Source organism: Streptomyces cahuitamycinicus, assembly GCF_002891435.1.
Lineage (GTDB): Bacteria > Actinomycetota > Actinomycetes > Streptomycetales > Streptomycetaceae > Streptomyces > Streptomyces cahuitamycinicus.
The window spans coordinates 1-412 of the sequence record NZ_POUC01000998.1; the positions used below are offsets into that span (position 1 = coordinate 1).

1 protein-coding gene is annotated in these 412 nt (G+C 80.3%); it reads left to right on the forward strand.

All coding sequences use genetic code 11. The annotated features are described in order from the left end of the window. Window positions 1–412: tRNA lysidine(34) synthetase TilS (gene tilS / locus C1J00_RS44285; protein WP_102914290.1), on the forward strand; the 412-nt coding region annotated here is incomplete at both ends.

Genomic DNA, 412 nt, shown 5'->3' on the forward strand with positions numbered 1-412 from the left:
GGCGTGGGCTTCGCCCCGGTCGAGTCGGTACGGGTCGAGGTGGCCGGCCGCCCGGGCGGCCCCGAGGCGGCCGCCCGGGAGGCCCGCTACCAGGCGCTGACCGGGGTGGCCGGCCGGCATCGGGCGGTGGCGCTGCTCACCGGGCACACCCGCGACGACCAGGCGGAGACGGTGCTGCTGGCGCTCGCCCGGGGCGCCGGCCCGCGCGGGCTGGCCGGGATGCCCGCCCGGCGGGACCTCGACGGGGTGCCGCTGCTGCGCCCGCTGCTGGAGATCAGCCGGGAGCAGACCCGCAAGGCGTGCGCCATGCTCGGGCTGAGCCCGTGGGAGGACCCGCACAACGTCGACCCCTCGTACGCCCGGGCCCGGGTGCGGGCCGATCTGCTGCCGGCGCTGGTGCGCGCGCTGGGCC